At 69.0% G+C, this 26,639-nt stretch carries 21 protein-coding genes and 2 pseudogenes; 14 read left to right on the forward strand and 9 right to left on the reverse strand.

Going from position 1 to position 26,639, the window contains the following annotated elements; translation table 11 throughout:
- The first annotated feature begins 552 nt into the window (after positions 1 to 552).
- Positions 553 to 981 carry a pyridoxamine 5'-phosphate oxidase family protein gene (locus PV410_RS41130; RefSeq protein ID WP_500331760.1) on the forward strand — a complete coding sequence of 143 codons (429 nt, stop codon included), beginning with the start codon at positions 553 to 555 and terminating at the stop codon, positions 979 to 981.
- Between the two features lie 62 nt (positions 982 to 1,043).
- On the opposite strand, the gene PV410_RS41135 is transcribed toward PV410_RS41130, so the two are convergent.
- From PV410_RS41135 to PV410_RS41150, 4 genes and pseudogenes are all read right to left on the reverse strand, one after another.
- Entirely contained in the window at positions 1,044 to 1,220 is a 177-nt protein-coding gene (locus PV410_RS41135) for an SDR family oxidoreductase (protein WP_500331726.1), read from the reverse strand.
- Positions 1,221 to 1,258: 38 nt separating this feature from the next.
- Positions 1,259 to 1,801: pseudogene (locus tag PV410_RS41140) on the reverse strand (SDR family NAD(P)-dependent oxidoreductase); the annotation flags it as partial.
- Positions 1,802 to 2,191: 390 nt separating this feature from the next.
- Entirely contained in the window at positions 2,192 to 3,289 is a 1,098-nt protein-coding gene (locus PV410_RS41145) for a MerR family transcriptional regulator (protein ID WP_500331761.1), read from the reverse strand.
- Positions 3,290 to 3,483: 194 nt separating this feature from the next.
- The gene (locus tag PV410_RS41150) at positions 3,484 to 4,275 is read right to left on the reverse strand and encodes an NPP1 family protein (protein ID WP_500331762.1); all 792 of its coding nucleotides are present in this window, start codon (positions 4,273 to 4,275) and stop codon (positions 3,484 to 3,486) included.
- A 597-nt stretch (positions 4,276 to 4,872) separates the two neighbouring features.
- Between PV410_RS41150 and PV410_RS41155 the strand changes: the two genes are divergently transcribed.
- From PV410_RS41155 to PV410_RS41165, 3 genes are all read left to right on the forward strand, one after another.
- On the forward strand, positions 4,873 to 5,376 hold the full coding sequence (locus PV410_RS41155; RefSeq protein WP_500331728.1) for an NfeD C-terminal domain-containing protein: 504 nt from the start codon (positions 4,873 to 4,875) through the stop codon (positions 5,374 to 5,376).
- 60 nt (positions 5,377 to 5,436) lie between these two features.
- On the forward strand, positions 5,437 to 6,861 hold the full coding sequence (locus PV410_RS41160) for a flotillin family protein (protein ID WP_500331729.1): 1,425 nt from the start codon (positions 5,437 to 5,439) through the stop codon (positions 6,859 to 6,861).
- A gap of 703 nt (positions 6,862 to 7,564) precedes the next feature.
- A complete protein-coding gene (locus tag PV410_RS41165; protein WP_500331731.1) occupies positions 7,565 to 8,011 on the forward strand; it encodes a CocE/NonD family hydrolase in 447 nt (148 codons plus the stop codon).
- Between the two features lie 128 nt (positions 8,012 to 8,139).
- On the opposite strand, the gene PV410_RS41170 is transcribed toward PV410_RS41165, so the two are convergent.
- The gene (locus tag PV410_RS41170; RefSeq protein ID WP_500331733.1) at positions 8,140 to 8,493 is read right to left on the reverse strand and encodes a hypothetical protein; all 354 of its coding nucleotides are present in this window, start codon (positions 8,491 to 8,493) and stop codon (positions 8,140 to 8,142) included.
- A 717-nt stretch (positions 8,494 to 9,210) separates the two neighbouring features.
- Between PV410_RS41170 and PV410_RS41175 the strand changes: the two genes are divergently transcribed.
- The 5 genes from PV410_RS41175 to PV410_RS41195 all read left to right on the forward strand — a co-directional run bounded on the left by PV410_RS41175 (position 9,211) and on the right by PV410_RS41195 (position 15,307).
- Positions 9,211 to 9,966, forward strand: coding sequence for an SDR family NAD(P)-dependent oxidoreductase (locus tag PV410_RS41175; RefSeq protein WP_500331735.1), 756 nt, complete (start codon positions 9,211 to 9,213; stop codon positions 9,964 to 9,966).
- Positions 9,967 to 10,642: 676 nt separating this feature from the next.
- Positions 10,643 to 11,602: a helix-turn-helix domain-containing protein gene (locus tag PV410_RS41180; RefSeq protein WP_500331737.1), complete on the forward strand. Its 960-nt coding sequence runs from the start codon at positions 10,643 to 10,645 to the stop codon at positions 11,600 to 11,602.
- A 190-nt stretch (positions 11,603 to 11,792) separates the two neighbouring features.
- Positions 11,793 to 12,356, forward strand: coding sequence for a dihydrofolate reductase family protein (locus tag PV410_RS41185; RefSeq protein WP_500331739.1), 564 nt, complete (start codon positions 11,793 to 11,795; stop codon positions 12,354 to 12,356).
- 685 nt (positions 12,357 to 13,041) lie between these two features.
- A complete protein-coding gene (locus PV410_RS41190) occupies positions 13,042 to 13,605 on the forward strand; it encodes an NADPH-dependent FMN reductase (protein WP_500331740.1) in 564 nt (187 codons plus the stop codon).
- A gap of 295 nt (positions 13,606 to 13,900) precedes the next feature.
- Complete coding sequence (locus PV410_RS41195; protein WP_500331742.1) at positions 13,901 to 15,307, forward strand: FAD-binding oxidoreductase; 1,407 nt, start codon at positions 13,901 to 13,903, stop codon at positions 15,305 to 15,307.
- Positions 15,308 to 15,418: 111 nt separating this feature from the next.
- On the opposite strand, the gene PV410_RS41200 is transcribed toward PV410_RS41195, so the two are convergent.
- Together PV410_RS41200 and PV410_RS41205 are read right to left on the reverse strand one after the other, a co-directional pair.
- On the reverse strand, positions 15,419 to 17,083 hold the full coding sequence (locus PV410_RS41200) for a SpoIIE family protein phosphatase (RefSeq protein ID WP_500331744.1): 1,665 nt from the start codon (positions 17,081 to 17,083) through the stop codon (positions 15,419 to 15,421).
- Complete coding sequence (locus tag PV410_RS41205; RefSeq protein ID WP_500331746.1) at positions 17,080 to 18,009, reverse strand: PP2C family protein-serine/threonine phosphatase; 930 nt, start codon at positions 18,007 to 18,009, stop codon at positions 17,080 to 17,082. Before PV410_RS41205 ends, PV410_RS41200 begins: the two co-directional genes overlap by 4 nt.
- Before the next feature lie 1,096 nt (positions 18,010 to 19,105).
- On the opposite strand from PV410_RS41205, the gene PV410_RS41210 reads away from it, so the two are divergent.
- Together PV410_RS41210 and PV410_RS41215 are read left to right on the forward strand one after the other, a co-directional pair.
- Positions 19,106 to 19,678, forward strand: a complete 573-nt coding sequence (locus PV410_RS41210; RefSeq protein WP_500331748.1) for a TetR/AcrR family transcriptional regulator — start codon at positions 19,106 to 19,108, stop codon at positions 19,676 to 19,678.
- A gap of 238 nt (positions 19,679 to 19,916) precedes the next feature.
- A pseudogene (locus PV410_RS41215) lies at positions 19,917 to 20,201 on the forward strand (transposase); the annotation flags it as partial.
- A gap of 27 nt (positions 20,202 to 20,228) precedes the next feature.
- On the opposite strand, the gene PV410_RS41220 reads toward PV410_RS41215, so the two are convergent.
- Together PV410_RS41220 and PV410_RS41225 are read right to left on the reverse strand one after the other, a co-directional pair.
- Positions 20,229 to 21,980: a HEAT repeat domain-containing protein gene (locus PV410_RS41220; RefSeq protein WP_500331750.1), complete on the reverse strand. Its 1,752-nt coding sequence runs from the start codon at positions 21,978 to 21,980 to the stop codon at positions 20,229 to 20,231.
- 306 nt (positions 21,981 to 22,286) lie between these two features.
- Positions 22,287 to 23,081 (reverse strand): SDR family NAD(P)-dependent oxidoreductase, encoded by a 795-nt coding sequence (locus tag PV410_RS41225; RefSeq protein ID WP_500331752.1) that lies wholly within the window; start codon positions 23,079 to 23,081, stop codon positions 22,287 to 22,289.
- 415 nt (positions 23,082 to 23,496) lie between these two features.
- Between PV410_RS41225 and PV410_RS41230 the strand changes: the two genes are divergently transcribed.
- The 3 genes from PV410_RS41230 to PV410_RS41240 all read left to right on the forward strand — a co-directional run bounded on the left by PV410_RS41230 (position 23,497) and on the right by PV410_RS41240 (position 26,235).
- Entirely contained in the window at positions 23,497 to 24,192 is a 696-nt protein-coding gene (locus tag PV410_RS41230; protein ID WP_500331754.1) for an alpha/beta hydrolase, read from the forward strand.
- A gap of 112 nt (positions 24,193 to 24,304) precedes the next feature.
- Positions 24,305 to 25,147, forward strand: a complete 843-nt coding sequence (locus tag PV410_RS41235; protein WP_500331756.1) for a GNAT family N-acetyltransferase — start codon at positions 24,305 to 24,307, stop codon at positions 25,145 to 25,147.
- Positions 25,148 to 25,491: 344 nt separating this feature from the next.
- Positions 25,492 to 26,235, forward strand: coding sequence for a GNAT family N-acetyltransferase (locus tag PV410_RS41240; protein ID WP_500331758.1), 744 nt, complete (start codon positions 25,492 to 25,494; stop codon positions 26,233 to 26,235).
- Positions 26,236 to 26,639 lie beyond the last annotated feature (404 nt).

Raw genomic sequence — 26,639 nt, forward strand, 5'->3', positions numbered from 1 at the left:
CGGGCGGCTGTTCAGGGCCGGGGGAGCGCTGTGTGCGGGTGGAGCGGTCCTGACGGCCGCAGCGGGGGCCCCATGCCATGGGTGAAGGTGAAGAACGATGCTCCTGCGCATGCTGATGATCAGGTCGCCGAGGGTGTCTCCGCGGACCTCGCGGTGCTTGTCCGGAACGCTGCCGACGACCGTCCGGTGAAGATCGCTTCTTCCGTCTGCGGTGGGTGCGGCGGGCGCGCGTTCGTTGCGGACAGCGAGGAGTTCGAGACGGCAGTCGCGTTCTCGCTCGCCGACGACGGGTCCGTCCGCTGGGTGACGGTTGGGCTGCGGTGCCAGAAGGACGGCGCCGTGGGGGTCCATGCCGACTGGAAGATCTACTACGGCCCCGCGGATCACCTCCTGCATGGTCTAGGTCTGCCGAGCGACCGCCCGGACAGGCCGCGGTTCGTGGAAGGCGCCATCCCGGAGCATCGCGAACGCAGCGCGTGTTTCCGATTCCGGGGCCCTCTGCCTGCCCGGTCGCGCGGAGGCGCCGTCAGTGGCGGGGCCTACAGTCGAGGCATGGAACTTTCCCGCGAGGCACGTGAAAGCTTTCTGGCTGAGTCGCATGTAGCCGCGCTGGGCGTCGCCGCCGGCGACGACCGCGGACCGTTGATGGTTCCGATTTGGTACGCCTACGAGCCCGGCGGCCTGCCCTGGATCCTCACCGGCGCGGGCTCTCGGAAGATGACGCTGATCAGGGCGGCGGGTCGCTTCAGCCTGCTGGTCCAGCGCACGGAGCCGACGCCCCGGTACGTCTCGGTCGAGGGGCCGGTTGCCGAAGTGACCACGGGGACGAGCGCGCTCCATCGCGAGATGGCCCGCCGTTATCTCTCGGGTGAGGCACTCGACAGATTCGTGGCCATGGCGGAGGTGGAACTCGCCGATCACATCGTGGTCCGTATGCGGCCGGAACGCTGGCTCACCGCCGATCTCGGCACGGTCGCATAGCCGTCCGGTTCCGACGTGTGCGCGAGCGCCCTTCCTCAGGTCGTGCGGCCGCCGGCGGCGCGTCAGTCCATGGACAGCCCGCCGTTGACCGCGGCGGTGGTGCCGGTCATGAAGGCGTTGTCCTCGGCGGCGTAGAAGGCGACCGCCCGGGCGACGTCGGCCGGGCGTGCGAGGCGGCCGAGAGGGGTGGCGGCCACCTGCCGTTCCTTGACCGCGTCGTCGAGTACGTCCGCCGACACGCGGTGTCCTCCACGGGGCCGGGCGCGACGACGTTGACCGTGACGCCCTGCGGTCCGAGTTCCTGGGCGAGGTAGCGGGCGAACTGTTCCAGCGCGGCCTTGGCCGTGCCGAGCGCGATCATGCCCGCCCGGGGCCGGCGGCTGAGGCCGGTGCCGAGGTATACGATGCGTCCCCAGCCCTGCTCGGTCATGCTGGGCAGGACCGCCTTCGTGACCGTGAAGGCGGCGTGCATCTCGGCGTCGAGCTTGCCGCCCAGCTCCTCCCAGGTCATGTCCTGGAACGACGTGACCACGTACGGGATGAGCGCGTTGTGCACGAGCACGTCGATGCCGCCCCATGCCGTCCGGACCTGCTCCACCATGCCCTCGACGGCCGCGACCTCGCGCACGTCTGCCTGCACGGCCATGGCCTGGCCGCCTGCGGCGGCGATGTCCGCCACGACCTCCTCAGCCGCCTTGCCGCTGCGGAGGTAGTTGACCACCACGCGCATCCCGCGTGCGCCGAGGAGGCGCGCGGTGGCCGCACCGATCCCGCTGCTGGCGCCCGTCACCAACACCACCCTGCCGCTTGCTCCAGTCATGGGGCCGGTTCCTCCTCGTCGTCGCGGGTCGTCGAGATGACCGCCCCGGGTTGTCCGCCGCCGATGCCGTGGGGGTTACGGGGCAGCCCGGCAGCTGCGAGGTGAGCAGCCGCCCCAACCGCCCCGCGTGAGTCCGTACCGGAACGGCTTGTCGAGCCGCCGGTAGACGGCCTGCGTCCACCGGCTCCACGCACTGACGTAGCATCACATCGTTGTGACCCGCAGTTGGCTGAGCCGCGCCGAGCCGCCCGAGCGCGGTGCCGCCCGCCGTGGCCGGACCCGCGTCGTACCCCGCGGCAATCACCACGGGGTCCGGACAGCGCTGTGCCCGCTCACCGCCGCACAAGACCGGCGGGCCGCCCGGGAGCCGACGCCGACGCTGCGACCAGCTCACGCGATGAGCAGGCGGAGGCCGAGATCTGCCGCGTCGAGGCCGGCGAGGTCGCCGTTGCGCTCAGCCCACCGGCCGGAGCCCAGGTCGTCGCTGAGGCTTCGCACCGCCCGCTGCTCGGCCTCCGGTCCGACCCTCGTCCACACCGACATCGCACGGCGCACGCGGTCCTCCAGATACGCCTCCGGCCGGCGCCAGTACGCCTCGAACAGGCCGTCAGCGCAGTCCCACGGGATGGGCACCGGCTCAGCGCGGGCGCCGATCGCGTCGGCCATCGCGGCCAGCGAGGGAAAATCCGCGAGGACGGCGGCGAACTCGGGCAGGTAGTCGCGGGTGAGCCAGAACCGGTCCTGCCACCCGGGCTCGTCGGTGTCGAACGTGAGCACCACCACGCGGCGCGCCACGCGCCGCATCTCGCGCAGCCCCGCTATCGGATCCCCCCAGTGGTGAACGGTGGAGACGGCCATCGCGGCGTCGAAGGACCGGTCCCCGAACGGCAGGCTCTCCGCGGCAGCGGCCACGCAAGGCGCCGCGCCGGCAGGCCGCTGCCCCCGCATCACCGCCGACGGCTCCACCGCGGTCACGTCGCGATCAGCAGGCTCGTAGGAGCCGGTGCCGGCCCCGACGTTCAGCACCGTCTGCGCGTCCCCGAGCGCGTCCCGGATCTGCGCGGCGATCCGCGGCTCGGTACGCCGTGTCGCGGTGTAGGCGCCGCCGATCGCGTCGTACAGCCGTGCGCCGAGCATCTCGAGTTGTTCCTCCGGCGTCACCTTCAGGCCCTTCGCCCGTGCCTCGAGTTCCCTGTCGATGGCCGTCACCATGGCGGCAGCGCGATCACGCCGCTCCAGCAGCAGGCCGCGCAGTCGGCGCAGGTGCGCGACCGCGTCGGTGGACGGGTCGCCGACGAGTTCCGCGACCTCCCGCAACCCGAAGCCCAACCGCCGGTAGGCCAGCACTTCCCGTAGCCGCTCCACGTCGCCCGCCGAATAGGCCCGGTATCCGGCTGCGGTCCGCCCCGACGGCTGGACGAGGCCGATCTCGTCATAGTGATGCAGCGTGCGGACGCTCACGCCGGCCAGATCGGCCACGCGTCCCACGGTCCAGTGGTCCTCCACGGCACCCGACTATGCAGCCTGACGCCACGTGAGGGTCAAGGGCCCGGCACGGCCGCGGTCCGAGTAACCCGGCACGGAGCCAGGAGACGGCTGAGCCCACCTGGCAAAGGCGGCCGCGGCGCCGAGAACACGCCCCGCGCGGACGGCAATCCGACGGATCGCCGTCCGCGCACGGCTCAGGCGTTGGGATCGAAGGGGATGCCGGAGGGCTTGGAGTTGGCGAGGGTGGAGTTGAAGCGGGCGTCGTTGATCTTGATGGTGGCCGAGCCGAAGTCCGCGTTCATGAGCTTGTCCCGGTAGCCCGCCGGGTAGCCCTCCCAGCCGACGAGGCGGGGGTAGAACCAGCCTCCGGTGGCGTTCTCCGGCGGCTCGTCGTTGGTGTTGGCGAAGCGGAAGCAGTGTGTCGAGGCACCGTCCTTGTGGTACACGATCTTGGGGTGGGTGCCGTCGAAACGGATCGCGGAGCGGGCGGCGATCTGGTAGCCGGAGTGCTGGGACGCCGAGACGTACTCGACCTGGTTGTTGTGGATCCAGACCACGACGTGCTCCCAGTCGTGGGTGTGGCCGATGGCCGCGGGGCCGAGCGTGGCCTGGTCCTTTTCGAAGTAACTGGCGTAGACGACGGCGCACCAGTCGTTGTTGCACTTCTCGCGCGAGTACGTGTTGGCGTTGGCCAGCTGGGCGTAGTCGTGGCAGTGCCCGTTGACGTCCCCACCCAGCTTCAAGCCGGGATTGAGCGTGCCGTCGGCGCCGATGGCGGCCGTGGTGTAGCAGCCGTCCTTGTCGTAGTCGTAAGCCGGGGAGAAGGACTGCTCCAGGCCATCGGCGTTCTGGGGCAGCAGCTGCAGGACCGCGGCGTTCGCCTCAGCAGGGAAGGCCAAGACCAGCGTCGCGCCGAGCGCGGTCGCGACGGCGCCGAGACGGAGACGGTTGGGAAGCCGAGTACTGGCGGACGTTCCAGCGGGAATCTTTCTCGCCGACCTAATGCTGCGCACGAGAACTCCTCGACACGAATGGGGGCAAGGGTTCGGTTTGAGAATCCCCTGCCCGAGGCTGACGCTCTGCGCGACGAAGTGCCCGGCATTCCGGAAGGCCGGAGGCCCATCTCCGGCTGTGCCTCCGCCTGTTGATGGGTCGACAAGTTATCCGAGGCTGATCCGGTGGCGCAAGAACACATTTCTGGATCGGCATTCCCGACATGTCCCGGCTTCCGGTAAGGAGAAGATGCCGGGAAATTAAATATCGCTGTGTTTTGACCGACCAACCGGGGGTGCCGCGGGTGCGCCGCCGGAAAAGTCCGGCCGGCGGCCGTACCGTCATGCCGTCGCCGAACGCCCGGCGGATGAACTTCCGTTCCATGGCAGAGCGGTCACCGACGCCGTCGCGAGCGTGGTCCGCGCCTACGGCACCGCTGAGCACCGCACCCGCTGGCAGTAACTGCGCCGTCAGCGGGGCGTAAAGAACGCGTAAAGATTGCCGGGATCCGGCAATGTCACGGCGCTGTGCTTCATGACACCATCGCGATGCCTTCGGGCGATCGGCGTGCTGGGGGGGGTGGGGGCAGGATGGGGTGGTTTCTCTGTCTCGGCATCGCCGGTCTGGTGGTGCTGGCGCTGGCGCTCGTCTTCGACGGCGTGCTGGATGGGCTCTTTGACGGGCTCGGCGGCCTGGACGGCTTGCTGTCCCTGCCCGTGATCGCGGGATTCGTGTCGATGCTCGGCTTCACCGGCGCGATCGTCGTGGGCACCACCGGGCTCGGCACGGTGTTCGCCGCCGGGGCGGGGGTGGCTGCCGGCGGCGTGGCGGGATGGCTGACGTGGAGGTTCAGCCAGGCCTTGATGCGCGGGGGGACTTCGTCGGCGCCGCGTGGCGACGACCTCATCGGCGGCTCGGGCACGGTGGTCACCGCGATTCCGGCGGACGGCTACGGCGAGGTGCTGACGTACCTGGCCGGCCAACCGGTGAAGCTCGCCGCCAGGAGCACGGTCGCGCTGCCGCGGGGCACCAGGGTGTGGGTCGAGGAGGCCCTGTCCACCACGTCGGTCGCGGTGCGTCCCGTCGATCACTGAACGCCCGAGGCGTTCGGCACCTCGTCTTTGTCATTGCTGTTCTGATCAAGGGATTCCGGCATGAGCCCTGTACTCACCGCTGTGGTGGGCATCGTCGTACTCGTCGTACTGCTCGCCCTCGTCGTCATCACCCGCTACAAGGTCGCGGGTCCCAGCGAGGCGTTCATCGTCACCGGCCGGCGGGGCAAGAAGTCCACCGACCCGGAGACCGGCCGGATCTTCACCGACAACAGCGGTCAGAAGGTCGTGGTCGGCGGTGGCGTGTTCGTCGTGCCCTTCGTCCAGCAGAAGTTCACCCTGGACCTGTCCAGCCGGCACATCCCCGTCGCCGTGCGCGGCGCGGTCACGCTGCGAGGGGTGAAGGCCCACCTGGAGGGTGTCGCGATCGTCAAGGTCGGCGGCACCGAGGACTCCATCCGGGCGGCGGCCCAGCGCTTCTTGATGCAGCAGGACGGCATCGTGGGCTTCACCCAGGAAGTCCTGTCCGGCGCTCTTCGCTCGATCGTCGGGCGGATGTCCGTGGAGGACATCATCCGCGACCGTGCGGCGTTCGCCGGTCAGGTGGCGGAGGAGGCGGAGGCCAGTCTGTCCGGGCAGGGCCTGGTGCTGGACGCCTTCCAGATCCAGGACATCACCACCGAGGGCTCCTACCTGGAGGACCTGGGTCGCCCGGAGGCCGCCCGCGCCAAGCAGGAGGCGGACATCGCCGAGGCGGTGGCGCGGCAGGCGTCGGAGCAGGCCCGGCTCAAGGCCGAGGAGGAGATCGCGATCGCGCAGCGGACGTTCGCGCTCAAGCAGGCCGAGATCAAGGCCGAGACGGACGAGGCCGCTGCCCGCGCCGCTGCCGCGGGCCCGCTCGCCGAGGCCGCCCGCAGTCAGGAAGTCCTCGCCGAGCAGGAGAAGGTCGCCGCCCGGCAGGCCGCACTGACCGACCGTGAACTGGACACCAAGGTCCGCAAGCCCGCCGACGCCGCGCGGTACCAGGCCGAGCAGGAGGCCGAGGCCCGCCGCATCGCCCTGGTCAAGGAGGCGGAGGCGGACGCCCAGCGTTCCCGGCTGACCGGTGAGGGCGAGAAGGCACACCGCGCCGCACTCGCCGATGCCGTACGGATCGAGGGCGAGGCGCAGGCCGCGGCCATCGCGGCGAAGGGGTCGGCCGAGGCGGAGGCCATGCGGAAGAAGGCCGACGCGTTCGCCCAGTACGGCGAGGCGGCGGTGCTGCAGATGCTGGTCGAGGTGCTGCCTCAGGTCGTCGCCAAGGCGTCCGAGCCGCTGTCTGCGGTGGACAAGATGACCGTGATCTCGACCGACGGCGCCAGCCAGCTGTCCCGTACGGTCGCGGACAACGTGGCGCAGGGCATGGAACTGCTCAGCTCCACCACGGGAGTCGACCTCGCCGAACTGCTCAAGGGCATCACCAAGCGCGGATCCGCGGAGCCTGTACACCCTGAGGCGCCCAATGGTCGGGTGGAGATCACCGGCTGACGTAGGACGCCGGGAGGCTGGGGAAGGCCGGCGCCGCCACGGCTCGGCCGTGCCGCAGAGCTCGACCCTGGTGAGGGCTTGGCGGTGGCCACACGGCCACAGCACAGCTGCCTCCCGGAAAACCTTCCGCGCGATGCCAGGTCCCCCACGATGTTCACGGGGGACCTGGCCGTGTGCAGGCGTCTCGGGCACCTTCCCTTCGGCAGGTCTCGACATGCTGGAAGGCTCAGGTGAGGGCAACACGTGCAGGGATCCGTGCCTTGTTGGGCGCACCGGCGTCGGCGCCCCGAAGGCCGTTTGGCCGGCCGTCGCTTCGCGCAAAGCGCCCGCCTCCACCGCTGGGACGGGCGCTTCGGGTGCGCCGGGCCCGTTTCACGCCGGGCCGATGGCCACCGCACAGCACGTTGATCAACCCGTGCTGGCGCAGGCTGCCCTGTCATGCGGCCTGCGCCTACTGAGACCGGACAGCCCGCCGATGTGTGACAACAAGGCGCGCCGGTAGGGGATCTGACGCAACTCAGGCGGCCAAAGAAGTTGGGCAGCGTGCGCCCTTGTCCCGCGTCACCCCTGCCACACGTCCGCCACCGAAGGGGCCAGGGCGCTGGCCTGGGCGTGGCCTGTGCGGGCGGCAGCCGGCCGACGCGTGTCGTCCGTCATGTTGCGGCCCATCACGCGGCGCGCAACGCGGTCCGGGGACAGCAGGATGACGCGTGTGCCGTCGTCCGGTCGCTCTGGGCGGTGTCCGCAAGACCGGCCTGCTCACGCAGTGGACGCTCGGGTCCCGGGCCGAGGTGCTCCGCAGGCGCGAAGGGGGTACGCGCGGGCCGGCCGCGGCCGAAGCGGGTGCCGCGCTCGCCGCCCCGGACACATCCGGGGCCGCCGACTGGCACCCGCCCGTCCTGCGCCGGCTCCCCGTCCCCGGCCGGCCGGGCGGGCCCATGCTGCGGGGGTCATCCCCGTGGACGTCCCCACGTTCACCGCGACCGGGTGGTACGACGCGTTCCTGCAGGGCAGTCTCGACAACCACCTCGCGGCACGGGCCACGGGGCACCCGGCCGCCCTGGTCGTGGGCCCCTGGACGCACGCCGACCGGTCCGGCTCACCGATACCGTTGGCCGGGTGCATCAACGCACAGCATGGCCGGCCATGACGAGGCGAGCCTGACCGCGACCGACCCGCCAGGAACGGTCGCGGTCAGGCCTTCGCCCGTCGCCCCCTTCGAATGTGACCGGGCCCTGACATGGCAGGTTTGTCCAGGGCGACGGTCGGCTTCGGGCGCTACTGACGGATGTTGATGGCCTGGACCGCCTCGGACTGCGCGACTGCCGCCGGGGAGGCGACGTTGGCCGACAGCGATTCGTTACGGGCCTTCACGTGCGCCGACTTGAGCGACTTGTTGGTGAACCTGAAGGAGCCGAAGTCCTCGCCCCAACCGCCGTACCCTCCGCGGTCGTAGCCTCCATGGCCGTACCCTCCGCGGCCGTAGTTCCCGCGGTCGTACCCTCCGTGGCCGTAGCCTCCACGGCCGTGGTCTCCGCGGTCGTGGCCCCGGCCACCGTAGCCGTTGTCCCAGCTATTCCCCGAACAGGTCGCGGAAGTGGCCAGCGCCGTACCGGCCAGGGGAACCCCCATAGCCGATACCGCCAATGCCACCGTAGCCGCGGCTCGAGCAAGACCTTTCACTGCATTCCTCCCTTGGAGATAGGAATTTTCCGATGCGAAACCGAAGCTAGCCGATGCCCACCCGGAAGTCATTCACGCGTCGCGGTGAAGGTCGGCCAAACAGGGCATCACCGAGAAATGGGCGACGGCGCTCGGGAGGCCGCAACCTTGGCGTTTCCCGAGCTCAGGCCCCATGTCGTCCCGCTGTGCGCGATTTCCCGGGCTCCATGTTGATACACCTTGGAGTGAATCCGGAACGAGCTCGCAACGTCGAGAAAGCGTTGCGGGGCAGGATAAAATTAATTCATTCAATCGAGCCGAATTTGGAAAAGATGCCCCGCTTCGGATTCTCTCGACGGGGCATCCCCGTGCAACAATTACGGCCCGAGCGGCGAGGATCAAAGAATTGGACAACTTGAGATCTGGGGCAGTGTCGAATCCGAATGTCCCGGTGATCGCCGGCAGGCGCAGCGTCGAACCGAGACCACTGAACGGCCCCGTCCGCGCGGTCAGGCTCGAGCAGTCGCGTCGCGCGACAGCGCTGCCATCAGTGCGGATGCGCACCTCATGGGCGCAAGCACGAGTGGCGGGCGTCACGGCGCCTCGGCTTGACGTTCACACTAATGTCAACCTTTAGCGTCGGTTCAGTAGCTGAAAGCCAACTGAACGGCGCAAGGAGACATCGCCATGCCCAAGGCTCTGACAGGACGGACTGCGCTCGTGACCGGAGGGTCGCGAGGAATCGGTGCGGGGATCGCTCGTGAACTGGCGCGCGAGGGTGCGAACGTCGTCATCACCTACCGGAAGTCGCGCGAGCAGGCGGAAGAGGTCGTCGCCGAGCTGGCCGCTCTTGGGGCGAAGGCGCTTGCCGTGCAGGCGGACCAGTCCGTTCCTCACGAGGCGTCGACCGCTGTCGAACAGGCTGCGGAGTTCCTGGGCGGCCAGATCGACGTGCTGGTGAACTCTGCCGGAGTAGCCGTCATGGGCACCGTCGACCAGTTGGACCTGGACCTCCTCGAAGGGGTCCAGCAGATGATGGCCACCAATGTGATGGGCACCGTCGTCACCACGCATTCCGCATCGCGCTATCTGCCCGACGGCGGGCGCGTCATCCTGGTGGGAAGTATCGTCGCCCACCGCGTTCCTGTCCCTGGCGTCGCCGAATACGCGGCAAGCAAGGCAGCGATCGACCAGCTCGGCCGCGGGTGGGCGCGCGACTTCGGCCCGCGCGGCATCACCGTCAACGTCATACAGCCCGGAGCGACCGACACGGACATGAACCCCGCGGACGGGCCGAACGCCGCCCCGCAGGTGGCCATGACACCCCTGGGGCGCATGGGCACCACCGAGGACATCGCCAAGGCGGCCGTCTTCCTCGCCAGTGAGAACGCCGCCTACATCACGGGCGCACGGTTGACCGTCGACGGCGGGTACAGCATCTGATTCGGGAGCAGTACCCATGACGCGAGGGGCTCCGGTGCCAGGACCACAGTCGACGGGACCGGAGCCCCGCCACTGGCGAATCCGTCCGTCGCGGTCGACGGCCGGTTGTTCTGCGTCGCGGTCGACGCGGTCCGCGGGCTCCAGGTGACGCTCTGGGGCCGGGAGTTGACCGCCTGCGCCCCCGCCGATGTGGAACGGTTCCTCCTGCACGCCGACCGGTGCCGGGTTCTGGGTCTGTCCTACGGTCCGCGGGGGAACCCGGGAGTCAACGGGCTCGGTCTGGTGGTGCGGGTACAGGACGTGCCCGGGGCACGGTGACCCGGCCGGTCATGGTGGGCCGGACCTGGGCCGAGCGGTGCACCGACGACTGGGAAGGCGCGATCCCGGAGTGTGAATGGGTGGGCCGCCAATGGCCCTCTCCAGGGCAAGCGCAATTTTGGCCCCGCCCGGCTACAAGACGCATTGGGGGTGACTGGCAACCTCCCTTCTGACCGCCGATCCGCGGCACTCATCGCTGGGGCCCATCCGGTCCTCCCTGTCCGCAGGCATACAGCAAGGCCACGCGAATTCAATCGTGCACAATATGACGCACATCGCGGCGTAGGCCACTGGCCGCTGTACCGTGGGAGACCTACCTGGCAACGCCTGTCCGCGGTCGGTTTGGGAGAGAGCTCGCATGGCAATCCGGTTTGACGTGAATTCGCTGGCTCCCGGTGATCGCGTGGATGCCATCCGTGAACTCTCGCGGTCGGTGAACGGCAGAATAGAGGTGGACCTTCCTTCGGACCCGATGCGTCTGAGGGCAGTTGCGAACATCAACACGGTCGGTGCGGTGGAAGTCTCGGGAATCGACTGGAACGTGGCCGGCCTCCGGCGGGCAACCATTTCTGTGAAAGAGGACATGGTGCCGCATGTCTTCGTCGTTCTACAGCAAACGGGGGTCACCCGCTTGGGGCAGGGAGGCAAGCAGGGAGTGATCCGGGCGGGCGAGCTCACGGTGATCGAGAATGCGAAGCCCTATGAGATATTCTTCGGCGGCACCGTGCGTGCGGTCGTCGTTCGCGTTCCCACGCACATCCTGGGGCTCCGATCGTCCCTGCTCGGTCAGGTCGCAGGTGCGCGAATCGGCTCGGAGCGCCCGCTCGTAGGTGCCGCAGCAGCGTTCTTCGCTCGGTTGGCCCGTGACCAGGTCGCTGTCGGCGAGGCTGAGGCCGCCTTGCTCGCGCAGCCCTGCGTCGACCTGATCAGGGCGGTGGCCACTACGAGCCTCGACCGTGACGACCTGGCCAGAGGGCCCCTGCACAACACACTTCTTCAGCGCGTCAAGGAATACGTCCGTCTCCATCTGGCGGAATCCGACCTGACTGCCGCACGTATCGCCGCCGAGCATCACGTTTCCGTACGTCAGCTCTACCTGACCCTGTCCCGGGCGGGAATCGTACTGGGCGACTGGATAAGGACTCAGCGCCTCGAAGAGTGCAAGAGGGAACTGGCATCGCCCGTGCATCGATTCATGACGGTCGAGGCGATCGCTCACCGGTGGGGGTTCGCCAGCGCACCCCATTTCAGTCGCGTATTCAAAGCGGCGTACGGCATGAGCCCCCGCGAGTGGCGATCGGGACAAGCGGCAGACTGAACGGACTTCCCCCGGCAACAGCACGGCCCCGCTTGAAGCCCGGATCGCCCTGACCGTCGCCGGGGCCCACGGCCTACATCGGGGTGTGCGAGGCACCAACTACGCTCACACCGGCCGCATGACCCGTGTCCAGGATTCGGGGTCAAGGCGCGTCTAGACTTCCGAGACCGACTGACGGAAGGCTGGCGCCATGCGGAGACTGCTCTACGGCATGAACCTGTCCCTGGACGGCTATGTCGCCGCGCCCGGCGACGACCTCAGTTGGAGCGCGCCGAGCGACGAGCTGTTCCAGTGGTGGCTCGACCAGGAGCGGGCGATCAGCCTGTTGCTGTACGGGCGCAGGCTGTGGGAGACCATGAGCGGCTACTGGCCGACCGGCGACCAGCAGCCGGGCGCAACCCCAGCGCAGATCGAGTTCGCGCGGAACTGGCGGGACACGCCGAAGGTGGTGTTCTCCTCGACGGTCGACAAGGTCGACTGGAACACTCGCCTGGTCACCGGCGACGCGGTCGCGGAGATCACTCGGCTCAAGACCGAGGACGGTGGGCCGATGAGGGTCGGTGGCGCAGCGCTCGCCGGGGCGGCGATGCGGGCCGGGCTGATCGACGAGTACGCGATCGTCACCCATCCGGTCCTGGTGGGCAGCGGCACACCGTTCTTCACCGCGCTGGACAGCTGGGCGAACCTGAACCTGGTGGAGACACGGACGTTTCCCGGCGGCGTGGTCCTGACCAGGTACGAGACGAGGCGCTGAACACGCCGGTCGAGCGGTGGGGTGTCGATGACGACCCAGCGCGCCCCGGCCACCCGCCTGCCATCTCGTGCGCGAACACAAAGCGTTTCGGAATTGTCGTCGGGTGACCAGAGCGCACGTTCTTCGGTGTTGCCAAGGTACGCGGCACACTGGTCATCGTCTTGCCTTGGTGTGCACGGATCCGTCTGCCGGCTTGCCTTGTCCTGCAAGGATTCGGGTCCGAGGCCTGGCCTCGAGGAGTCGGCCGCCTGAGTGCCGGCGCCCCAGCCGTATGACGTGCTGCTGACACCACGTACCCCCGTCGGAGGGCGAATACGGCGGATGAAGGCGACCGGCGGGCGGCTCACCAGCGCCTGACTCTCGCAGTGCGCCGGCCCGCAACTTGCGCCCATCGCTGGATACATCGGGCATTTCATCCCGGTTGCCCTTCTCGATTGCTTCGCCCTACTGTCCCCGCCGACGACGTCGTTGGCGCCGAGCCTGCGAGCTACGCGACGAGGGGGATGCCCCGTGAGGGCCACCTCGCGTGCGCTTTCCTCGGTGGGGAGCAGGTTCACCCGGCTCCCGGTCACCCTCTCGGTGGACTCCACACCGGAACCGCGCCGGAGCTTGCGACGCGCGTCACATCCCGGTGCCGGGCACAACTTCCGTGCCTGACGTGCGCCGTACCGACGAAAGGCACGACATGACCAAGATCGCGATCATTCTCGGAAGTACCCGCCCGGGGCGCAACGGAGCCGCCGTGGCGGACTGGGTTCTCGGTATCGCCAAGCAGCGTTCCGATGCGGAGTTCGAGCTCGTGGACCTGGCGGACCATCCGCTGCCGCTCCTCGACGCGGCGCTGCCCCCGTCGTTCGGGCAGTACCAGAACGACCACACCAAGGCGTGGGCGTCGAGGATCGCCGAGTTCGACGGCTTCGTGTTCATCACCCCCGAGTACAACCACTCCACCACGGGCGCCCTGAAGAACGCGCTCGACTACCTGTACGCGGAGTGGAACAACAAGGCCGCGGGCTTTGTGGGCTACGGCTCCGGCGGTGGCACCCGCGCGGTGGAGCACCTCCGCCTCATCGCGAGTGAGCTGCAGATCGCCACGGTGCGTGCGCAGGTCGCGCTGTCCCTCCTGGCCGACTTCGAGAACTACAGCGTCTTCAAGCCGGGCCCGCACCACCAGCCGACCGTGGAGGCCATGCTCGACCAGGTCGTCAGCTGGTCGAAGGCCCTGCAGCCGCTGCGCGCCGACGCCTGATCAGCCGCTGTCCGAGTGCCCCGTCTCCGGTCCGCCCTGCTGAAGTGGTGGACGGGCGTCGCACGCACACCCGGCGAGACGGGGCCCGGCCGACGGGCCGGTCGGGCCAGGTGCGGAGGGCCGGGTCCTCGGTGCCTGCATCAAGCAACTTAGATGCTATATATAATGTAAAAGTGTTGTCCGCCGCCAGGAACATGGTCCCCTCCTCGCCCCCGTGCAGCTCCGGTCGCACGCGCGGGATGACCCCGCGGGCAGTTGCCCGCTCACCTTGCGGCACCATTTCACAAGGGATCCCATGACTTTTGACGCTCCGTTCGCGCGGGTCTCGTCCGCGGAGGCGGCCGAACTCGCATCGCTGGTGAGCGGTCCGGTTCTGCTGCCCGGCGACGAGGGTTACGACGCCGAGTGCCAGATCTACAACCTGAACGTTCCCCTGGAGCCCGCGCTCGTGGTCGGTGCCGCCAACGCGGCCGACGTACAGGCGGCGATCCGCTTCGCTGCCCGCCAGGGCCGGCCTGTGACGGTGAAGACCACGGGGCACCAACAGGTCCACCCTGCCCGGGGCGGGGTTCTGATCAGTACCCGGCGCATGAAGGGCATCGCCGTCGACGCCGGCCGGCGAAGCGCACGGGTCGAGGCCGGAGTGATCTGGCAGGAGGTCATCGACCAGGCCGCCGCCGTCGGCCTGGCCCCGATGAGCGGCTCGGCTCCGCTGGTGGGCGTGGCCGGCTACACCCTCGGGGGTGGACTCAGTCCGGTCTTCGGCCGGAGCCGGGGATACGCGGCGGACCACGTCCGCTCGCTGGAGGTGGTGACCGCCGACGGCGAGTTGCGGCATGTCACGGCGCACAGTGATCCCGAACTCTTCTGGTCCCTGCTCGGAGGCAAGGGCAATTTCGGCGTCGTGACCGCCTTGGAGTTCGACCTGTTCCCGCTGACCCATTTCTACGGCGGCGGCATCTACTTCCCCGGCGAACGACTCGCCGATGTGCTGCACAGCTGGCGCACCTGGCAGTCGGACATGCCGGAGGAGATGTCCTCCTCAGTGGCCGTGCAACGACTCCCTCCGCTTCCCGAGTTGCCGGAACCCCTCCGGGGGGCGTTCGTGGTGCACGTACGCATCGCCCACCTCGGTCCGGTGTCCGAGGGCGAGCGGTTGGTCGCACCCCTGCGCGCGGCCGCCCCGGCGCTCATCGACACGGTGGGGGAGATGCCCTACACCGCCATGGGCGCCATCCACATGGACCCGCCGGCGCCGATGCCCTACTACGACCGCACGACGATGTTGCGCGCGTTCCCCGCCGAAGCGGCCGACAAGCTGGTCGAACTGCTCGGCCCCGGGTCGGACTCCCCGCTGGTGAGCGTGGAGATCCGCATGCTCGGCGGTGCGCTCGACCGTGAGCCCGCGGTACCCAACGCCGTCTCCAGCCGAGGGCTTCCCTTCGTCCTTTTCGGATTCGGCGTGGGCGCCCCGGACCGGGCCGAGTTCCTGAGCGGCAAACTCGAAGAGGTGATGAACGCGATGGAGCCCTGGGCGGACAGGCGCAGGATGGTCAACTTCCTCTCCGTCGAAGAGGCCACCGACCCCGAGCGGTTGAGCGAGGTCTACGGGGCTGAGCGCTACCGGCGTCTGACGGCTGCGAAGAAGGCATACGACCCGGCCAACATGTTCCGGGTCAACCACAACATCGTGCCCGGCTGACGAGGTCGCCCCTCAGGACCGGAACGGTGTCGGGGCCAGGGGGCCGGACCCGTCTGTCCGGTCCCCGAGGTCCCGGCGGGCCCGACGAGGGTGCTGCGTGGGTGGGGGTCATCACGCGAGCCCGGCCTGCAGGGCCTGCTCTTCCTCCCCTACGGGTTCGTCAGCCTGGTAGGAATGCTCGGCCCAGATGGTCTTGCCTTGCGGGTGATGGCGGGTTCCCCAGCGCTGGGTGAGCTGGGCAACGATGAACAGTCCCCGGCCGCTTTCGTCGAAGGTGCGGGCGCGTCGAAGGTGCGGGGATGTGGTGCTGCCGTCGGTGACCTCGCAGGTCAGGCCTGTGGCGCAGCGGATCAGCCGGAGACGTACCGGTGGCTGGGCATGGCGGATGGCGTTGGTGACCAGCTCGCTGGCGATGAGGACAGTGGTGGGGGTGGCACCGTCCAAGCCCCATGTCCTCATTTTGGCCGTGACATGTTTTCGTGCGGCAGAGACGGCCGCCGGGTCGGCCGGGAGGTTCCAGGTTGCCACGGTGGTGCCGTCGAGCGTGCGGGTACGGGCGGCGAGCACGCGCAACTGGCGTGGCGCTCCCGCTGCCACAAGGGCCTCCAAAGCAGTACGACAGGTGTCTGTGAGCGAGGACTCCGGCTCGACGATGCGTTCGGGCACCTTGAGCCCATCGGTCTTCGTCTCGGAGTCGGGTGGCTCGACGGAGTGCGTGTGCAGCAGGAGCACGCTGCCTTTCCGGAGCCGGATTTCGGCGGTCCCGACCTTCGCTCGGGTGCGACCAAGCGGTACTCCAGCAGGAAGGTCGACGGCAGTGATCACACCATCGGGGGCGATGACGGAGGGCGCAGGATGCCCGGCGCAAGCGAGGGTGCACTCTGCGGTGACGGGGTCGTAGACGGCGTACAGGCAGCTCGCCGTGACGTCACGAGCACCCTCGTCCGGCCGCAACCGACGTATGACGTCGTGGAGATGGGTGAGCACCTCGTCCGGTTGCACGTCGATGTCCGCCAGCGTCCGTACCGCGGCGCGAAGTTCGGGGACCAGGGTGGGGGCTGGGTCTCCGTCCTCGGCCACGCTGCCGGCGACCAGCGCCACCCGGGCTCCGGACAGTGGGATCGCGTCCAGCCAATGAGCCTGCGGTGGCCTTCTGTCATCAGCCCGACAGTATGCGAGTTCCACTGCGGCGGGTTGCGGCAAGTGCCCGGGCGGCAGTCCACCCGCCGGCAGGGAGGCGCATGGATCGCCGGCGACCTGACGTGGTGCGGAGACGACGCAGCCCGTCTCCACACCGCCCCCGGGGCGCACAGTGAAGACGCACCCGGCTTTCTCGCGGAGCCGGACTCGGCAGATGATCAGGCTCATGCCCAGGGACAGGAGGGCTGCGGAGATGACAACCGTCCGGCCTCCCTTCGACACGCCTGGAATCGCGAAACCGTAGATGGCCACACTGGCTGCCAGCGTGGAAGCTCCGACGATCAAGGTGTGCCTGAGGGGTAGCAGGGCTGCCGCCATCAGCGGTGCCAGGACCGAGTAGTCCGACCAGCGGACCAAGCCCACTGCAGAGGAATCCAGTTGCAGTGCGCAGGTCGCGGCGAGATAGACGGCGAGCAGTGCGCTCGGGTGCCGGAGCAGGAGGAGTCTGGGCGCGGCCATCCTCGTCACCGTCCCTTCTGATGTGGTGCGCAGTGCCTGCGAGACGGTGCGCATGCTTGTGGCGCGAGGGTCGGGGTCTTTGCGCGGCGTACGGGTCTTCGGGCTGTCGACGTTCACGGTGGCGCCTGTCCGGCGTGGACGGGATGCGTTGGATGATGGACAGCGACAAGGGCCAGGTCGTCCTGGAGGTTCCTGCCCGCGTGTCGGTCCACATCGAGGCTGACGTGCTGTACGAGGCGGCTGGGGCAGTCCCACGTCCAGGTATCGGCACGGTCGAGGACGGGGAAGAACTCTCCGCCGGAGTCGCGGGCCTCGGCCAGGCCGTCGGTGTAGAGAAGCAGGGTGTCTCCGGGACCGAAGGCGACAGTGTCGAGGCAGAAGGCGTTGGGCGTGTCTGCTGCAAGCCCCAGCGGCGGGGCGGGCCGGGTCACGGGCAGCAAGGTGACCTGGTCGCCCTGGCGCAGCAGAGGCGGCGGGTGCCCGCAGCTGACCACTCTGGCAACGTCTTCGTCGTCGGGGAGCTCGATCAGCAGCGCGGTGATGAACCGCTCGCTGCTGTCGGGGGCGATACGGGTCAGCTCGCCCAGGTGCCTGCGGACGCTGCGTTCCAAGGAGGCCGCAAGTTCCGGGAGTGTGCGGTGCTGCTGGGCTGCCTCACGGAATGCGCCCAGGACGGCGGAGGCGTCGTCGATGGCCGGAAGGCCTTTTCCGCGGACGTCTCCGATGAGGACGCGTGTGGTGTGGCCGGTGCGGGCGGCGGCGTACAGATCACCGCCCACCAGCGCGTGTGCCGTTGCGGCGCGGTACATCGAGGCGACGTGGAAGGGGCCCAGCTCCGGGGGGATCGGCCGTAGCAGCACTCGTTGCGCTGCTTCGGAGACGGCACGTACCTGGGCCAGTTCCCGCAAGTCGCGGTCATGCAGGGCCCGGGAGGCGATGACGAACGCGGAGACTATGAGCACCGCCCCGATGTGAATGGGCAGCAGTGGTGAGTGGAGCAGGCCGTCGTGGCGGTCCACGAGGAGCACTGCCGCGGCCGCCATGAGCGCGACGACGGCCGTGAAGCGTGTTCGTGCGAAGGTTCCCGTGCACGTGGGGGCCGCCACGAGCAGTGGGGACAGGTGAACCGCAAGGGGGGCGAACGACGCACCCGAGGTGATGGCCGCGATCAGCAGGAGCGGAGGCACTGCGTGGCCGCGCATGCCCAAGGGCCCGGTGCCCCGGCCATGGGCTTTCGGCCGCTGGGGGACTTCGGGGCCGGATGCCGGGAGCGAGCGGGTCCCGTCGTCGGCCGCGCGCTTGGTGACGGGAACGCGCGGGGAGATGTGCATCAGGAGTCGGGGGAGTGACCTGATTTTCCAGGAAGGGCTGCGTCGTATCAACATGGCGCGGCTTTCGTGCCATCGCGGCGTGGAGGGGTGAGTTGTGGCCCAATGAGTCGGCCGGCGGTGCGCCCCCGGCGCACGGTCCTTTTTGGCGGGGCTGCGGTTAGACCGGTGATCGTCCGGCCGCGCCGGTGCTGTGACGCCTTCGGTATACGTGCGGCTCTGGCTGGATCACAGTTCCGCCGTCCTTTGCTTTTCCGTATGATGGAAGTGGTTTACCGATATGCGATTCAACTGTGCGACGTGCGGTTCGGCGCGTCAAGCGAGCTGGGACCCTCGACGGCACCTGCGGGCCACAGCCTTCGGTGTCGTGCGGGCCGGAACGCATGGCGCGGGAGACCGCCCCCCGGCGGCTACGGTGAGAACGTCGTTTCCGTGCCTCCGGTGACGAAGTTCCCGTCGCCGTGGGCACGATGACGGAACGACCCGCGGGTGAGGGCTGTTCGCCGTAGTGGCCGCGGGAGGCCTCCGGGGCTCCGCGTTTGTCGCCGTCTTCCTCGCCTTCCGGTTGCCGTGACGCAAGGGTGCTTGAGCGGGTGGGTGCCCACCTCGGTCGCCCAGGGCGGCAACGCGGATGTTAGATGGTAGTCACCATCTTACATGCATGCCGCCGTCCGGCGGGATTGTGGCCGACGGGCGACTGTGGCAGGCGATAGACAGCAGGCATAATCTTAGAGTCGGGGTGTCAGCCCGCTGGTCGTCGTAGCAGCCTGCGGCGGGGCAGATGACCAGTCGGTATTACGGAGGGTGGTACATGAGTCGCGTATCGCAAGCGGAAGCGAAGGCCAACCGGGAGCGAACGGTGGCCGCGGCTTCTCGGCTGTTCCGTGAGGACGGTGTCGCCAAGGTCGGCATCGCGGATGTGATGAAGACGATCGGGCTCACTCAAGGCGGCTTCTACAAGCAGTTCGCCTCCAAAGCCGCGCTGGTCGACGAGGCGACCGCCAAGGCGTTCGCCGACAACCTGCAAGACCTTGTGACTCTGGACCACGAGGCTGGGGGGCATCAGGCGGCGTGGCAGTCGCTGCTCGAGTCCTACTTCTCTGTCGAGCATCGCGACAACCCTGGCACCGGTTGCCCCGCAGCCGGTTTCGCGGGCGACATCGCGCGCGAGCCCGAGCACAGGGACACCTACGCCAGGGGCGTCCAGGAGCTCGCGGGGTGGATCGCGCCTGGTGACGCCGGCCTGGCCGCCTATGCCACGCTCGTCGGCGGCATACTTCTTGCCCGTGCCACCGCAGGCACGCCCTTGTCGGAGCAGATCCTGCAGGCGGCACATGCAGCGGTGGCGAGGGCCGCCGACAGTGGCGAGCCGGCCACCGGCTGACGTGCACGCCATCCCAGTGTCCTGAACCGCTTGACGCCCCGCGGCACGGCGTCCTGAGCTCGTGGCCTGTCCCGCCGCCCCTGACCCGGCGGGCCCGCGCTTGGCCGTCATCGCCACTGGTGGCGAGTGGATGACCCCCTCCCCGGCTGTTCCCGGCCGTGACGTGGTTCCGTCGCCGCCGGCCTGCCGGCCCCGCGGCCGGCAGTGCGTGCAGCCCAGTGGACGGCTGACGTGGTGACACCTGAACGTGCACAACGACGCCTGGAGGCGCGCCTTCATCGACAGCCAGGACTGGCTCACCGCGCACTACCTGCCGCCCTGCGCACCCGACCTGAACCCGGTCGAGGGCATCTGGTCACTGTCGCGACGCAGCTGCCAGGCCAACACCGCTTCGACCGACCCCGACCACCTCATCCGAGCACTCCGCCACGGCCTCCGCAAGATCCAGTACTGCAGCGACCTCATCGACGGCGGCCTCACCGAAACCGGCCTCACCCCGACGACTCCACGCCTACGACCTCAAGTTCACTGCGAGTCGCGTCGAGCGGGTTCAGTAGGGCGGTTCCTGCGTGGGCTTCGACCGGGCGGGGCGGGGTGCTTGTCGGTCGGTCAGCGCGTCGAGCGTGGCTCGGGCCGCGGCGCGCACCGCGTCGTCAGGGGCGTTGGTCAAGGGGCGGATGAGGGTGTGGGCGGGTTGCGCGTCGCGTCCGAAGGTGGCGAGGGCGTCGAGGGCGCTGGTCACCACGGCCCAGCTTTGGTGCTGGACGGCCCACTTGAGGGTGTCCGTGATCACGGGTATGGCGATGGGGTCCTTCAACTCGGCCAGGCGCGACAGGTACAGGCCGGCGGGGATGGGCGCGTGCGGGTGGTCGGGATCGATGAATCGCAGGCCGTTGGCGAGGAGGGGGACGAGCCGGTCCGCGGCCTGTGGGTAGCCGCCGACGCCGTAGAGGACCCGCCAGTCGTCGACACGGGTTTCGAGGGAGCGGATCAGATCGGGGATGGCACGGGGGTCGCGATGGTCGGCCAGGGTCATGACCGCCTCTTGGTAGGCCTTGCGGATGAGGGCGTTGTCGGTTGCCCAGACGTCCGGACCGTAGGCGGTGCGCAGGGTGGCCATGTGGTCGTAGAGGGTGTCGAGGAGGAGTTCGGTGTCCTCGGGGGCGATCCTGAGGCGGCCACCCCACCTCTTGCTGAATCCGCCTTGGATGATGCGGGCCGCGGCCCAGTCGTCCGGGAGCAGGTCGAGCAGAGATGTCAGCACCAGACGGGGCAGGGGTCCTGGGAGGTCCTTCGCCATGTCGATGGCGTCGTATCGGGTGGCGGCGTCGGGACTGGTCAACTGTGCGACGAGGAGGGCCGTACGATCCGCGATCCGGTCGCCCAAGGCGGTGTGCAGGGTGCGCAGGACGCTGCTGACCGGTGAGTGTTCCTCCCAGAGGTGGTCGGGATCGAACCAGTCGGCGGCCAGATGAGCGGGGCGCACCGTGGGGGCGACATCGCGGCCGCGGACGTGCGACGACGCTTGGCAGTCCCGGCATCCGTCGCACAGCTTCAGGGCGGTCGGGGCCACCGTGCTTTCCCGCAGAAGGGTGATCGCGCGAGGGGCGAGGTCGGCGGTGTCCCGGTCCGAGTCGATCAGGGCCCGGTGGGTGAGGGCTGAGAGCCGGACAGGGGCGTCGGTGGGGGGCCGTTCGGGGCCGTCGATCAGCTCGTCCAGCCAGGTTGCCACGGTCGTCCTCGTCTCCGGCAGCCGGACGGCCAGACGCGCGAGCGTGCGGACGACCAGCAACCGCTCCACGATCCCGTCCTCGGCCGGCAGACGCTCGACCAGGATGCGGGCGGCACGCCCGCCGTCGGCGAGGATGAGACCGACGGCTTCGATAGCCGAGCGGCGCACCAACGGATCCGGGTCCGCCGCGTAACGGACGAAGGCATCCGCCCGCTCGGCCATCTCGGCAGTGATGTCGACGTGAGCAGTCGACTCGACTCCGTTCACCGTGAAGTAGCTGCCCTCAGGGTCACGGCCCTGAGCTTCGTGCCCAATGCTGAGGAGCAGCCCGACGATCCTTGCCCGCTCGGGGCTGGCCGGGTCATCGGCCATGTCGAACAGGAACGGCAAGCTCGCTGCGGTGCACGGGTCGACGGCTCCTTGGTCATGGGCCTCCGCACAGAACTCCTCAAACGCCTTGGTCCGTACCGCGGGGTCCGGTGAGAGCATGTTCCCGAGATGGCCCGGGACCCCACATACCTGGCCGGGCAGGTGGCCGGTCGTCCAATCGACATCATCTGGGTGGATCACGGACGACAGTCTCCAAGGGACCACTGACATCCACAGCGCCGGCTCCGCCACCGGACCCCACGGACCTCCGCACGACGCTGCCCGCTCGGAGGGGCGAGACCGGGCCCCACGGGGGCGTGGTGGCAGTTCGTTGACCGGGTCCCACCGCGCCGGGTCGGGAAGCGGAAGGAACTCTTCGCCGAGGTGCTGTACGGCGAACAGCCGGCCGTCATGTCGGCTCCCACCCCAAGGCGCAGGGGGCGAAGAGGCAGCGGGCCGGGGGCGGTTGGCCCCCGGCCCTGGCGAAGAGCGTGCTTGCTCCGGGTGTCAGCCGGCGTAGCGTCCGGCGGGGCGCGTGAGGGACAGGCCCGGGATGAGTTCCCGGCGGGCGTTCTCGTACTCCTCCCACCTGGCGTACTCCGGCAGCGAGGGGATCGTGACCAGCTCGCCGGCGTCGAGACCGGCGAGCGCGGCCCGCGCGGCGTCGCGGGGTGCCATGACGGCCTCCTTGGGCAACTGGTCCAGTTCGATGCCCGAGCCGTCCCAGATCGCCGTCTCCAGTGCTCCCGGCACCACCACCTGCACCCGGACACCGGAACCGGCGAACTCCTGCGCCAGGGCCTGGCTGAACGCGATCACATATGCCTTGGTCCCGCTGTACGCCGCACCCACCGGCAGGATGTTGAGGGCGAGGGCGGACGACACATTGACGATCGTGCCCGAGCCCCGGCTGGAGAACGCCCGCGCGGCGGCAGCCGCAAGCCTGGTGGCGGAGGTCAGGTTGAGCGTGATCAGCCACTCCAACCGGTCCGGGTCCGCCGCAGACAGGGGGCCGAACAGGGCGCTGCCGGCGTTGTTCACCAGCATGTCGATCGAGAGGTCGGCCGCCAGGCGGTCCTCCACGCTCCGCATGCCCTTCGGTGTGGCCAGGTCGGCGCTCAGCACCGAAACCCCGATGCCGAAACGCTCCGCAAGGTTCGCCGCGGAAGACTCCAACCGCGCCTGGTCACGAGCGACGAGGAGCAGGTCGTGCCCCCGCGCCGCCAGCTCCTCGGCGTAGGCGGCACCCAGACCTGCGGTCGCGCCGGTAACGAGCGCTGTCCCGGGCTTCTGTGTGGACATGGTCGTCCTCCTTCTTCAGTAGATGTCACATGTTAGATGGTGAGCTTAATCTAAAGCGTGCAGGAGTGCCCAGAATCCGGCCGTCTGTAGCTGCCGGTTGGTGAGGGCCCCCCGCGTTGCCGACGCCGCCGAGCAAAAGGGCTCCGGACGCTGGACCGTGTAGTGCGCCCCTCAAGCCCGGCCCGGGCGGGCCCTGCATGAAGCCCAACAGCCTCGCCGCGGGCTTCTGTGACGGGCCGCCAGTTCTTCCGGTGGGTCGGTCCTGGCCTCGTGTGCGGGTGGTGGGCAGACCTCGGACCTGGATCCAGACTTATAGATCATTAGTGACATCTATCACGTGGACGCTGCGCAGTGAGGGCCTACATGATGGGCCCGCACATCATGCCCAACGCATCACCTGCCCTATGAGGTTCGAATGACCCTGCCGTCGCTGTTGCTGGTGCCCGGAGCGTGGCACAAGCCCGAGCATCTGCAATTCCTCGTCGATGCCCTGCCCGGCATCGATGTCCGCACCGTGGCCCTCACCTCGTGTGGCGACGATCCCAGGGCACTGGGCGACATGTACTCCGACGCGGCAGCCATCAGGGCCGCGGTCGAGGCGATCGGCGGGCCCGTGGTCGTCGTCGCGCACTCCTACGGCGGCGTCCCCGCCACCCAGGCGCTCGCCAATGCGCCCAACGTCAAGAGCATCGTCTACCTCGCCGCGTTCCAGCTCGACGCCGGGGACTCCCTGCTGTCGAGCGCGGGCGGCGACCCGGCGCTCTGGTGGGAGTTCCACCGGCAGGAGGGCGTCGGCGACTTCCTGACCGTTGCGAACCCGGTCGACGTGTTCTACGGCGACGTTGACAGGAGCGTTGCCGAGAAGGCGGCGGCAGCCCTGGGTTACCAGTCCTACGCCGCCACCACCCAGAAGCTGACCGCGGTCGCCTGGCGGACGATTCCGAGCACCTACATCATCTGCGAAGCAGACGGCGCCATCCCGCCCTTCGTCCAGGAACTCTTCGCGAAGCGCGCCGACAGGACTCTGCGGCTGAACAGTTCGCACTCGCCCTTCCTGTCGCAGCCCTCCGCGCTCGCCGAGCTCATCAGGCACGAACTCAGCCTGCCCTGAGCCGGCCGCCCTTACCGCCCGCCAGTCGCGTCTGCTGCGGCCGGCGGGCCCCAACCGTTTCCCCACGGCTCCGCGCATTGCCGCAGGCCGGGCAAGCAGGAGGTGCGATCTCGTGACCTGGTTCATCACGGACAAGCCCGAAGTGTTTCGTTCCGAGGCGGGAGCATTCCTCGCCGCACGCCCCGACCTGCACACCATGCTGCTGTCCGGACTCGACACGATCGAGCAGCTACGGTCCGGGGGCAAACAGCCGTCCACGGTGCTGGGCTGGTGGCGGGAAGCGGATGAAACAGCGACGATGGCCGCGTTCGTGTGGATGCCACCGCACATGCTGACCGCGAGCCGTCTCTCCCAGGCCGCGGCAACGCACCTGGCCGTACTCCTGTCCACCCAAACCCAGCCGTTTGCACAGCTCCTGGCCGACGACTCATCGGTCCGTGCCTTCTCCGAAGCGTGGCGGACGACCACCGGCTCCGCACCGAAGAGCGGACCGCATCTTCGCCTCTATCGTCTTGGCCGGCTTGTGCGCCCTGGCGTCGCACCGCCGGGGGCACCGCGGACGGCGACCAGCGGTGACCTGGCTCTTCTCCGCGAGTGGTGCACTCGTTTCGTCACGGAAGCCGGCTCGCTCGGAACGGATCTCGACGCATTCATCGACGAGCGGATGAGCCGGGGCGGCTGGCGGTTGTGGACGGTCGGGGACGAACCAGTGGCCATGGCCGCCATGACGTCGGTACTGGCCGGCACGGCTCGCCTCACCCCCGTCTACACCCCGCCCGAACAGCGCGGCCGGGGCTACGGCTCCGCCGTCACCGCAGCCGTTTCCCAAGCAGCACGCGACGCCGGTGCGGAACACGTACTTCTCTTCACCGACCTCGCCAACCCGACGAGCAACAGCGTCTACCAGCGCATCGGATACCGGCCCGTCTCGGACTACCGAATCGTGGTGCCCTGACATGCAAGATCGATGAATGGCTGTGCCGGACAGGTTGCGCACCGCACTGCCGGAGCCTGAGCGGTGTTGGCGGTCACGAATCACTCGGCGCAGCCGCCGGCACCGTCGATGGCTACCGGCAACGCCGGGCGCGAGACAACGACCCCACGGCTGGATCACGCGGTCGGCAACGCACTGATGTGAAGCCGGGCGGACAAGCCACGAGATACCCTCGGGCCGTTCAGGTCCGAGGCTTTCGGACAGAGGTAACACCCATGACGGACGTATCAAGCAGAGCTGACGAACCGCTTGCGGCGGGCACATCTCCGGGCAGGGTCCCGCAAGACCTGTGGCACCCCGGGAGCATGGCCTGCGTGACCGCCAACTTCCGGCAATACCTGACCGGATGGGGCATGGCGGACCGCACTGACGGTGATCTCGAGTACTTCCGCAGTGGGCTGGCTCAGCCACAGTTCAACGGAGTGGTCCGTGTCCGCTCCCTGGATGCGGTGGAGCAGTCCACCGCCATCGCGCGGGACCGGCTCGCGGGAGTGCCCTGGTGGTGGTGGGTCGGCCCGGACAGCCCCGCAGGCACGTCGTCCGCCCTCGCCGAGCGTGGGGCGAAGGAGTTCACGACAATCCCCGTGATGGTCAGACCGCTCGACCAGTCGGTCGATCCGATGGAGCCACCGGCAGGCCTGCGGATCGAAGAAGCGACCGATCACGGTCAGCTGGCAGAGCTGGTACGCACCTACAGCGCTTCCATGGGCGTCGCACCGAGCCTCGAACCCGACATCGTGCGGATCGAGTCGCAGCGTCGGGACGACGCGGACATCGTCCGCCTGGCGGCGGTTCTCCATGACCGTGTCGTCGGGACGACCGTGGTGATCGCAGCCCACGACGTGGCCGGGATCTTCCTCGTCCATGTCGCGGACACGCACCGACGACACGGCATCGGCACAGCCTTGACGGCGGCGGCGCTCCGTGTGGGCCGAGATCGCGGTATGGGGCTGGCCGCACTCGCCGCGAGCCCGGCCGGCGAGCCGCTGTACCGGCGATTCGGTTTCGTCGAGGTATCGCAGTACCGCCTCTTCGCATTCCCCGCCTAGCGTGATCTGCCACCTGTACGGAGTGAGGACCCGGAGCGTGTCCCCGAGGCCGGGACGCTCGAGCAGGGCATCGACTGAAGCCGGGCGGTGAAAGAGGCGGCCGTGCACGGACCGTTCTTCGGTGAACGCACCGAGATGGTGGCCCGGTTCGTTGGGGGAGCGTCCGCGGCTGACCAACCGTGAACCCGAGTCGGACGGCGGCGCCGCGTCCAACGGCTCACGGTGATCCTGTGCCTGAACGCTGCGATGTACCAGGCCGGTTCGCCGCGATGGGCGGCGGCGCAGTACCAGGCGGCCAACTCGTGGGTCGCGCCCCGCCCCGTGGAAGGCGTGGGTCAGTCGGTGGGGGTGATGTGGCCGTCGCGGAGTTCCAGGACGCGGTCGGCGAGGGCGAGGAGCTGGGG

It is taken from the genome of Streptomyces sp. PA03-5A, assembly GCF_033792725.1.
In the GTDB taxonomy this organism is placed as follows: domain Bacteria; phylum Actinomycetota; class Actinomycetes; order Streptomycetales; family Streptomycetaceae; genus Actinacidiphila.